12 protein-coding genes and 2 pseudogenes are annotated in these 8,698 nt (G+C 64.9%); 5 read left to right on the top strand and 9 right to left on the bottom strand.

Annotated elements, in window-relative coordinates; genetic code table 11:
* From AOK01_RS44475 to AOK01_RS25800, 5 genes and pseudogenes are all read right to left on the bottom strand, one after another.
* Positions 1-240, bottom strand: a pseudogene (locus AOK01_RS44475) (hypothetical protein); the annotation flags it as partial.
* A 41-nt stretch (positions 241-281) separates the two neighbouring features.
* The gene (locus AOK01_RS44470) at positions 282-803 is read right to left on the bottom strand and encodes a recombinase family protein (protein WP_245702414.1); all 522 of its coding nucleotides are present in this window, start codon (positions 801-803) and stop codon (positions 282-284) included.
* Positions 752-1,393, bottom strand: coding sequence for a recombinase family protein (locus AOK01_RS25805; protein WP_245702415.1), 642 nt, complete (start codon positions 1,391-1,393; stop codon positions 752-754). The genes AOK01_RS44470 and AOK01_RS25805 overlap by 52 nt, the downstream gene beginning before the upstream one ends.
* Entirely contained in the window at positions 1,362-1,484 is a 123-nt protein-coding gene (locus tag AOK01_RS46205; protein WP_281181447.1) for a hypothetical protein, read from the bottom strand. Before AOK01_RS46205 ends, AOK01_RS25805 begins: the two co-directional genes overlap by 32 nt.
* Before the next feature lie 870 nt (positions 1,485-2,354).
* A complete protein-coding gene (locus AOK01_RS25800; RefSeq protein ID WP_157871488.1) occupies positions 2,355-2,798 on the bottom strand; it encodes a beta/gamma crystallin domain-containing protein in 444 nt (147 codons plus the stop codon).
* Between the two features lie 852 nt (positions 2,799-3,650).
* Between AOK01_RS25800 and AOK01_RS25795 the strand changes: the two genes are divergently transcribed.
* The 4 genes and pseudogenes from AOK01_RS25795 to AOK01_RS25780 all read left to right on the top strand — a co-directional run bounded on the left by AOK01_RS25795 (position 3,651) and on the right by AOK01_RS25780 (position 5,273).
* Positions 3,651-4,019: a putative quinol monooxygenase gene (locus AOK01_RS25795; RefSeq protein ID WP_079103739.1), complete on the top strand. Its 369-nt coding sequence runs from the start codon at positions 3,651-3,653 to the stop codon at positions 4,017-4,019.
* Between the two features lie 271 nt (positions 4,020-4,290).
* A pseudogene (locus AOK01_RS46360) lies at positions 4,291-4,492 on the top strand (transposase family protein); the annotation flags it as partial.
* A gap of 27 nt (positions 4,493-4,519) precedes the next feature.
* A complete protein-coding gene (locus AOK01_RS44140) occupies positions 4,520-4,852 on the top strand; it encodes a hypothetical protein (protein ID WP_055515695.1) in 333 nt (110 codons plus the stop codon).
* 22 nt (positions 4,853-4,874) lie between these two features.
* A complete protein-coding gene (locus tag AOK01_RS25780) occupies positions 4,875-5,273 on the top strand; it encodes a hypothetical protein (RefSeq protein WP_055515693.1) in 399 nt (132 codons plus the stop codon).
* 173 nt (positions 5,274-5,446) lie between these two features.
* Here AOK01_RS25780 and AOK01_RS25775 read toward each other — a convergent pair whose 3' ends face one another.
* The 4 genes from AOK01_RS25775 to AOK01_RS25755 all read right to left on the bottom strand — a co-directional run bounded on the left by AOK01_RS25775 (position 5,447) and on the right by AOK01_RS25755 (position 7,762).
* Entirely contained in the window at positions 5,447-6,013 is a 567-nt protein-coding gene (locus tag AOK01_RS25775; protein WP_055515691.1) for a GNAT family N-acetyltransferase, read from the bottom strand.
* Positions 6,014-6,269: 256 nt separating this feature from the next.
* Entirely contained in the window at positions 6,270-6,599 is a 330-nt protein-coding gene (locus AOK01_RS45360) for a hypothetical protein (protein WP_055515687.1), read from the bottom strand.
* A gap of 59 nt (positions 6,600-6,658) precedes the next feature.
* Positions 6,659-6,988, bottom strand: coding sequence for a hypothetical protein (locus AOK01_RS45355; RefSeq protein WP_055515685.1), 330 nt, complete (start codon positions 6,986-6,988; stop codon positions 6,659-6,661).
* A 21-nt stretch (positions 6,989-7,009) separates the two neighbouring features.
* The gene (locus AOK01_RS25755) at positions 7,010-7,762 is read right to left on the bottom strand and encodes an IS5/IS1182 family transposase (RefSeq protein WP_055515683.1); all 753 of its coding nucleotides are present in this window, start codon (positions 7,760-7,762) and stop codon (positions 7,010-7,012) included.
* Between the two features lie 246 nt (positions 7,763-8,008).
* On the opposite strand from AOK01_RS25755, the gene AOK01_RS41620 reads away from it, so the two are divergent.
* A partial coding sequence (locus AOK01_RS41620) for an AfsR/SARP family transcriptional regulator (RefSeq protein WP_245702413.1) occupies positions 8,009-8,698 on the top strand: 690 nt, incomplete at its 3' end.

Here is an 8,698-nt window from a genome sequence, read left to right as displayed (position 1 = left end):
GAGCAGCACGCGGTGGCTGTGCCGGGTGTAGGTGGCAACGACCCGGACGATGGTTTCCATCAGCCATGGTTCGATCGCGTGGGTGTCGTGGCGGGTGGGGTGCTGGGCGACCGGCCAGACGGATCCCGGGCGCCGGGGCCGGTGGGTGCGTGCGCTGCGGCACGCAGGCGTGGGGTATGGCCTGTGCCGGTCTGGTGGGGTGGAGGCGCCGTGCGGGGGCTTCGGGCGGGGCGGTGCCATGCCCACTCTCCTGGGTGCTGTGATGACCGGGTGGTGCGCTGTCACCACAGAAGGCCGGGATGCGGGGCTGTTTTGGACACCGCGCCGCAAGATTCGTCGCCGCCGCCCCATGCTCGACGGCACCGCGCTCCACCGTCGGACGCACACCTAAAGCAAGTCATGTGACTTTCCGAAACGACGTCGCCCCCCCAGAGGGCGGGGGCGGGATGAGGCCGAGGACCGTTTATCGGCCTGTCGATATAGGCGGGCAGGACCCCGGGCAGATACACGAACCAGTCCTCGCGCGGCTTGCGGACCCGGCCGGTGCATGGACGGCCGGGAACGCCGCGGCGGGGGTCGGTACGGCTGCGGCCATAGACATAGATCCCGGCACAGGCGGGGTGGCGGAGCATGTTCTGGATCACTATCCGGCTGGGCCGACGCCACACCAGCAGCCCCTTCTCCGGACCCTCCCGGGCCCGGATGCCGATCTGGATGTCATGGTCGACCAGAAACCGCAACACTCCGTTGATCAGGCCGAGTTCGTCGAACAGGTCGAAGACCAGGCCGACCACGGCCTGCACCTGCTCGTCCGGATCCTTGACGACCTGGCCGTCAGCGAGTCGGAGACAGCCGACCGGCAGCGGCCCAGCTCGCCGCGGCGAGCCTTGCCGATCCGTCCGTTCCACATCCGCTGCTTGATCAGATGCAGTTCGGCCTCACTGATCGTCCCCTTCAGACCGAGGAGGAGACGGTCGTTGTGTTCGGCCGGGTCATAGACACCGTCCGGATCGGCGAGCAAGGCCCCGGCCAGCGCGCACAGCTCCAGAAGCTGGTGCCATTCGCGGCCGCTGCGGGCCAGGCGGGACATCTCCACTCCCAGGACCAGTCCCACGTGGTCCAGGCCGACTTCGGAGACCAGCCGCTGGAAGCCGGGCCGGTCCACCAGGCCGGACGCCGAATGACCGAGGTCCTCATCGATCACCAGGACCCGCCACGGGGCCCAGCCCAGGTCGGCAGCCCGCTGGGTAAGTCCGTACTGCAGCCGGGTCGACTCCGCATGATCGATAACCTGCTGCGGAGTCGACTGGCGGACATGGACAACCGCGAGGCGATCGAGATGCCAGGGCCGAATCTTGCCGTCAAGCCGTTCCCAGGGAGCCGGTGCCGTCATCGTCACGGGGTTCACCCCCGTCCCGTTCGGCCGCGATCACCATCCGGGCTGCCAGCTCGGCCAACCGCCGCACCACGAGCTGACGGCTCAACTCCGGAACTGTCTCCCACCACGGGATCTGGGGAGTTCCGCGACGACGTCATCGGACACCGCGACTCACCATCCTCACTCTCACCGGCTTGTCGCTCCCGCAACTGCTGCACGACAGCAGCGGCCTGGAGCAAGCCATCCACCCCTACGACCGGGACATTCCCCGATCCGGAGTCGTCTATGTGTGCATTACGGCTTACTCCTTGAACGGTGCATCAACCGCCTGAAGCAATGGCGAGGCATCGCCACCCGCTACGAGAAGACAGCGACCATCTACCTGGCCGGTCTGCATATCACTGGCATCTTCCTCTGGTCAGGATCATGATCAGCATCCCGCTGCCAGCCCGAGGGGGAAACCATGCACGACAACCACCCGAGCGTCCCGGGGGTTCGGGAACGTCAGCCTGGAGGACAGCTACGTACTGGACATCGCTGTCCACCCTGGTCTCCTGACCCTCAAACTCGATCTGTTGCTTCTGCCACGACACCCCAGATACCGGGCCCCTCTACCGGGGAAACGTGCCTGCTTCCGACCGGCCACAGTGGCCTTCTCATCCGTACGTGCCCTGCACTGGACGGGCCAGAGCGTGTCAAGGCTGCGATCGACGCGAGCGGCAGTGCCGACTACGGATCAATCGATGCCCTGACCGTGCTCGACGAGGACAGCTACAAGATCCTGGGTGACTGGGGCGAGATCATCGTCCAGTCGGAGGCGCCTTCCATGTCCATCGATCCGACCCACACCGGTTGATCTAAACGAAACTGCCTAGGCGACTTCGGTGACCCGCGCGGTGCACGCCGAGACGGTGACCGGCCTGGGCACGATGCCCGGTGCTCCGGTCGGCCACCGGCCCGCCCGAAGGCACTGTCGTCAGTCGATGTGGAGGAAGGTCACGGTGCCCTTGGGAAGGTCGCCCGTCCACCACTTCCCGAAGGACACCCTGGTGCTGTTGTCGATTATGACGTAGCCGGCGTTATTGCCGGATCTCAGGCGCGCGGCGCGCTGGATTCCAACCTGGTCGTCCTCGCCCGCATTGGCGAAACAATAGCTGTCGAGATATTCGAAACCGTCGGAGGTCCACGACCAGTACCAGATTCGCAGGTAACCGTCCTCATTGCAGGCAACCGAGTTGAGCGCGGACGCGTGGGGCGCGGGGGCGGCAAGAACGGACACCAGACTCAGCGCCAGAGCGCCGGTCAGCAGCGATGCCTTTCGGGACCACATCTTCACGATTTCCCTCCCTCGATGACCGATACAATAGGGATGATAGGTCTTCGTGAATTTTCCGAGATTAACGTCCGGTGAAATACCCATGACACTCTTTAACAGACGGATATGCGGGCCTTGTCCGCGTATCCGCCAGAATTACCGATCCACTGTTGGCGAGGATTTCTCGACACGACGCGCTTCCCGCCGTACAGAAAAACGGGGGATTTCCGGGTGTGCGAGAGCAAGCGACGAGTGCACGCGCGCGAAGCCGCCGCGACCGGTGACCGGCCGGGAGCCCTCCCGCCAGGGACGGGCAAGGTCCGGCCGTGGACAGGGCGCGCACCGGCCGCACGGTTCCGCGTCTGTCAGGGGGCTCGGGAGCGAAGCGGGCTAGGCCCGGACTTCGCGGGTCGTTAATTCGGATCTGCTTCTTGCTTCAGCGGGTCTTACTGATCTTCTTCGAGTTAGCCACCGATTGAGTGATGAGCTGCCGCGCCGGTCATGTTCGGCCCGGTCGGGGCCCCGTGCAGGTAGAACGTGAGGTCGGCAACGTGGGCGGCGCGTTCCAGGACGCGCAGGCCGTAGATCAGCAGCTGGCGTTTGGTCAGAGTTTTACCGACGGCGGCACGCGATTCAAGCGCGGCCTGCTTCGCGGCGCCTGCTCATCCTCCAACACACCGGCCCTCCTCAGGATGGAGCGCACGTTCTGCGGGCGCCGCATCGCGGCGAGCCGGGTGCGGAGACGAACGCACGCCGCACGCAGTTCCGCGCGCTACTGCGCCTGTTGCACGTGACCTCAGTTAAACGGCTTGCCTCTCACATTGATGTCAGGTTTTAGCGTACTGCCAGATCCGTGTGTCGGGGTTCTCTCTTCAGTACCAGACAGTACGAGGAGTGCCGGCATGACCACGTCGCGCGGCTGGCTCCGCACCAAGACACCAAAGATGAGAAGGAACAATGAATTCGCCTCAGAACCCTCAGAATAAGGCCGCCACCACCGCGACAGCGGAAGCTTCCATCCAGACGGAGATCATTGTGGCCGGCCGGGTCTTCGTCCCCGCCGAGGATGTCGAGACGTTCATCGCCGAGGCACAGTCGACGTATCCGATCGCCGCGGCGAACCCCGGGAACGTGTTGATCTCGTTCTGTGTCGACGACGCGGCGACCGGAACCGTCACGGTACTTGAACAGTGGACGTCCCAGGAGGCGCTCGATCGACACCTTGCCACACCGGAGGTCACGGCGCTCTTCACCAAGTGGGGCCCGCACATGCGCAATGAGGTGCGCAAGTTCGATGCGCTCAACGAGAGAGATCCCCGGGCCTGAGCTCGGCTCCGGCCACTCGGAGCCGGCCGGCGGTGCAGGGCTTCGGCGTAGTCGGGCCTCGTCCTTTTTGATCACGTGAGGCCGAGAAGGGCGAGGGCGCGTGTTTGGTCCCGGCTGTCCGGCGGCGGCCAGCGGCTGTATTGAGGGCGCCGGCGAGGCGGAGGGTTCCGATCGCAGGATTTCTACAGGTCGCCATCGCCCTTACGAGTTGGTGCGTGACAGCGGGTGAGGCGTCGTGCCTGGCTGGTGGCATGATCCGATTGTGGCGATCATGGTCAATCGGGCGGTGCTGGCGCATCAGCTGTTCACGGGGGATCTCGCAGCATCATCTCGCCTTCCTGATAGAGGAGTTGGCGGCGCCATGGCAGGCTGGCCTCGAAGGCCGCCGTCATGCTGCGCGGGGCGGGATCCGCAAGCGGGCCGAGGGCGCCGGGGCCCGCCACCAACTGGTTTTCGTCGACCGGCTGGTGGCCGGTGGCTTGTTCTTCCACGGAGCCAGTGTGCAGTCGCTGGTCGATATCCTGAACAAGGGACTCGACGCAACCGCAGCGGCAGCCAGTCACACTGACGGGCCGGGAGGGTTCTTCCTCGCCACGCACTACGCCGACGCGCAGTTCTTTGCGCTCAGGCAGCTAGGACAGAAAGGGATCATCAAGGTCAGGATCACGGACACTGCGATGAACAGGCTTGAGGAAGCCGGGGCCGTGAGTAGGAAGATTCCTGAGTCGCCCAAATCTCCCACGTTCGAGGGGTACGAGTTTCACATTCCCCCATCGGCCTTCAACCTCTTCAACGAACTCAGACAGGGCGGCGATATTGAAATATCACCCTGAAGACATCGTCCCACTCGATCCGATGGACTATCTGCTTGAGAACGAAAGCCGGTTCTTCCGCAGAGGTACCTATGATCCGGTTGAACTGGCCGGGATGATCGCCACCGAAGCTCTAACTTTGGGTTCGGCGAGAGTGCTGATCCAGTCCGATGGTGAGTGGCTGACCGTGGCGGCGGACCAGGACTGGCTCCGTAACCATGAACAGGCGTTTTCCGCGATCACGCCGTTCCCGCAGGAAGGCGCCAACAGCATGCTGGCAGAGATCCTCGCCGTTGCCTTCTCGGCAGGCGTGGCAACTGCCACACGGGAAGGGGTCGAACTGATCAAGGGAGACGACGCCGTCCCCACTCCTGTGGCCGACCGAAACACAGGAAGAACTGTCTCCTTCATGCGCCGACGGGAGCCCCGCATCGTCCAATGAACGACCTGCGGCCGCAGGAGCACACCAGTTTCTGCGGCCGCGCACTCACCAGCACCCACGCTGCCCCTCGCCATGAGAGCTCGTAACACGATCTTATTCAAGGGCCTAGTCCGGTGTGCCTGAATGGAGAGGCAGACGGCCGGAGAGCTATTGCCATCGCTGTACACGGTGCTCTACGCAACATCGGTGGGCTGACGAGCAGCCCATTCGTCGTCGAGGATCGCGTGCACGACGGAGTCCCGCCACTGCCCGGCTTTCTGGACGTGAGCCCGAATGACGCCCTCCTCGACCATCCCGGCCGCCGTCATGGTCTTCGCCGAGGCCTCGTTGAGTGGGGAGCGTGCACCCCATACGCGGTGAAGGTGCAGTTCCTTGAAGGCCAGGCCGAGCAGGAGATGCACAGTTTCCAGACCGTAGCCCTTGCCCCACGTGTCCGGGCGCAGCGCGAAGCCGAAGGTGGCTGCACGCTGCTGGTGCGGGTCGGTGGCGAGTCGGCCGAACCCGATCAAGTCGCCGGTGTCCCGCTGGGCGACGGCGAGTACGTATTCGGTCCGTGGCTCTGCGGTGGCCGAAGCCACCGACCGGGCCACGATCTGCGTGACCTGGTCGAGGGTGCGGGGCTCGAACGACAGGTGTTCCGTCGCTGTGGCACTTCCGTAGACGGCGTGCACCGCGGCGACATCGTCAAGGACGAGTTCGCGCAGTTCCAGACGCTGACTGTGGCGGCTGACCGGGTACATGCCGGGGATGCTACTCGCGTGGCGCTATGACGGAGGTGCCGGTGGAGCGCTGTGGTGGGTAGACCTCGATCTCCTCGCGCAGGCTGCGTGCCTGGATGGCTGAGCGGACTGGGCCGCTTTTGAGTGCCTGGCGAACACGCTGCGCGGACACGATGATGCCGTTGTTCCTGTGGGTCGTGGGCAGTTCGAGCACGGGCCGGATGGCTTCCGCGGCGCCGTCCAGCCGCCCGTCGTGGAGACGGATGAGTGCGAGGTTTCACTGTGCGCCGGCCAGGTCGCCGAACGCCCAGAACGGGGTGTCCGGATCGCTGAAAGAGTTCACGGCGTCCTCTGCCTGGGCGGCAAGTCGCGGGTCACCGTTGCCGAGCAGCGCCTCGGTTTCCACGGTGTAGTAGAGCTGCTTCGGCTCCGAGTAGGTGAACAGGCCACCGAGACGGTCGAGGTCGTCGAGCTCGACGCTCTCCCGCCAGATGCCGGCCTGTTGGCTGGCGGTGCGCGCGGTTTCCGCATCGCTTTGGACTGCTGCGGCGCGTGATTGCAGGCCGAGGAGCCACAGTTTCACTGTGCCGTTGAGGTTCGTTGCCATTTCCACGCCCCGCTGGGCGTAGTGGTAGGCGTCTGTGGGCTTGTCCGCCCAGTACGCGATCAGTGACCGCAGGCCTTCGACGAGCGCATGAGTCCTTGATGCTCCGCGTCGCGTGCGCAGGCGGCTGCGACGCGGGTCATCGTCATGGCTTGGGCGCGGTCTTCGAGGTCGTTGAAGCCCTTCGCTACGAGGAAGGACACCACCGCGGCTTGATAGTTCAAGTCGCGCAGCTTGGACGGCTGCCGGACCCGGCCGCCTTCGAGAGTACGGAATATCTGGTCTTGCGTCGTGAGGAGATCGCCCCAGATGTCAGAGAGGGGCTGCCGCGGGTAGGCGCCGACCAGCCGGACTACCTCGTCGCCCAGCAGGCCGAGGGTGTCTTCCCCCACACTGAACCTTTTCCATCTTGATCAGGTGGCGAGTTCGAGTGTCACGACGGCACGGACGACAGCGGTGATCCGGGTAGTGCTGCAGCGGAGCTTCCGCAGGAGCCGCCAGCATTTGAGGATGGCCATGGCGCGTTCGCCCAGGCTGCGGATCTTGGCGTGATCGCGGTTGTGACGCCGACGCCGGCCGCGCAGGTTCTTGCCCCGGAACGGGACGCGGACAGCAGGGCCTGCGCCCTGATATGCCTTGTCCGCCCAGCACTTGACGTCGTCGGCGGTCAGGGCGGCGGGAATGCCGTGGGTCCGGGCCGCGGTCAGATCGGGCACAGCTCCGGGTAGGGCGTCCGAGGCCCAGATCAGACGGCCGGCTGGATCCGCGAGTACCTGCACGTTCATCCCGTGATGCTTCTTCTTCCCCGAGTAATACGGCTGGTCGGCAGCGATGCGGTCGATCGGCAGCACGGTGCCGTCGAGGATCACGTACGCCTTCTTCCACACGGTCGTCATGGCCTGTTCCAGCGTGGGCGCGAGTGCGGCCAGAAGATCGACGGTCTCGCGTATGTACCGGTGGACCGTCGTGATACCGACGCGGAAGCCTGCTGCGAGGCGGGCGTAGGTGTCGCCGCAGCGCAGGTGGGAAAGGACGAGCAGGGCCTGCCGGCCGCAGGTCAGGCGACGCCACCGGGAGCCGATCCGACGACGGTGACGTGCGAGGAGACCGGAGAGGTGTTGCAGGGTGCGGCTGGACAGATCGATACCGGACGGGTAGACAAGCACGCGAAGCTCCTGGCGGACACAGGCGATCTCGGTCGAGAACCCGTCTACCAGGAGCTTCGTCGTTGCGCAGGACAGTCCAACTCACGGCCAGGCACCGCCGATTCGAAAAGGGCTCATTGTTCGGCTTTGCGTCGCCAGTACAGGAGGCCCGCGCCGGAGAGGACGAAGTTGCGCAACGTCTCACAGTCCCAGTTCGGATGCGGTTCCCCAGGGGGATGCAGGATGCATGAGCGGTTACGGTTTGCGGTGCTGGGGCCCGTCAAAGCCTGGCGAGGTCAGGACGAGATCGAACTGGGTCCGTCACAGCAGCGGGCGGTCCTGGCCGTGCTCCTGCTGGCGGAAGGTTCGCAGGTACTGACGAGCGGCCTTGTCGACGCCGTCTGGGGGGCTCGACCGCCAGCGTCTGCGCTCGGAAATCTTCGGACCTACGTACACGGGCTGCGGAGGGCACTGGATCCTGCCGGGAAAATCACGACATCAGCGATCCGTTTCACAGGGGATGGGTATCAGCTCCGCATCTCGCCGGACCAACTGGACCTTCATGTCTTCCGGGAATTCCTCGCCCTGGCTGAGCAGGCGCGGCGCTCGGGAGACACCAGAGAATCGGCAGAGCAACTGCGCCGGGGATTGGCGCTGTGGCACGGAACGCCGCTGGCCGGCATCCGAGGAGAGTACGCGCAAGCTCAACGACAACGATTGGAAGAGCAACGCCTGTCTGCACAAGCAACCCACCTCACGGCCGAACTCAGCAGCGGGGCCCATACAAAGGCTGCCACGGAGCTGACCGGCCTGGTTGCCGAGCATCCGCTGGACGAGCGATTCCGGGAACTACTGATGCTCGCCCTGTACAGGTCGGGACGACAGGCTGCAGCTTTGCAAACATATCGCGAGGCACAGACTGTGCTCGTCGATGAGCTAGTGTCTCGTGATCCCGTT

Origin of the sequence: Streptomyces aurantiacus (assembly GCF_001418335.1) — a bacterium.
In the GTDB taxonomy this organism is placed as follows: domain Bacteria; phylum Actinomycetota; class Actinomycetes; order Streptomycetales; family Streptomycetaceae; genus Streptomyces; species Streptomyces aurantiacus.
This window is presented reverse-complemented; position numbering and strand designations above follow the sequence as displayed.

What these genes read in the sequence shown, in the direction of transcription:
- AOK01_RS25795 (WP_079103739.1), top strand. Translation starts at nt 3,651, where the DNA reads ATGAATTCGCCTCAGAACCCTCAGAATAAGGCCGCCACCACCGCGACA.
- AOK01_RS25800 (WP_157871488.1), bottom strand. Translation starts at nt 2,798, where the DNA reads ATGGGTATTTCACCGGACGTTAATCTCGGAAAATTCACGAAGACCTAT.
- AOK01_RS25775 (WP_055515691.1), bottom strand. Translation starts at nt 6,013, where the DNA reads ATGTACCCGGTCAGCCGCCACAGTCAGCGTCTGGAACTGCGCGAACTC.
- AOK01_RS25780 (WP_055515693.1), top strand. Translation starts at nt 4,875, where the DNA reads ATGGACTATCTGCTTGAGAACGAAAGCCGGTTCTTCCGCAGAGGTACC.
- AOK01_RS25805 (WP_245702415.1), bottom strand. Translation starts at nt 1,393, where the DNA reads ATGACGGCACCGGCTCCCTGGGAACGGCTTGACGGCAAGATTCGGCCC.
- AOK01_RS45360 (WP_055515687.1), bottom strand. Translation starts at nt 6,599, where the DNA reads ATGGCAACGAACCTCAACGGCACAGTGAAACTGTGGCTCCTCGGCCTG.